Genomic DNA, 238 nt, shown 5'->3' on the forward strand with positions numbered 1-238 from the left:
GCTTTCATGACGAGTGGGATGAGAGTGACATTGCCGACTTCGCTGCCAAACTCGATGATCATCATAAGGACATTGCCGCCGTCATCCTGGAACCTGTCGTTCAGGGCGCCGGGGGAATGCGTATCTATCACCCTGCTTTTCTTCGTCGTGTGCGCGAATTGTGCGATGTCTATGGCGTGCTGCTGATCGTCGATGAGATTGCGACCGGGTTCGGCCGGACAGGCAAACTCTTCGCCTG

At 55.9% G+C, this 238-nt stretch carries 1 protein-coding gene; it reads left to right on the plus strand.

Annotated features, from left to right (window positions below):
• Positions 1-238 (plus strand): aminotransferase class III-fold pyridoxal phosphate-dependent enzyme (locus R0J87_RS24400; RefSeq protein ID WP_498889631.1); only part of this gene is annotated, 238 nt, incomplete at both ends.

Source organism: Halomonas sp. SIMBA_159 (assembly GCF_046536035.1).
In the GTDB taxonomy this organism is placed as follows: Bacteria; Pseudomonadota; Gammaproteobacteria; order Pseudomonadales; family Halomonadaceae; genus Vreelandella; species Vreelandella venusta_A.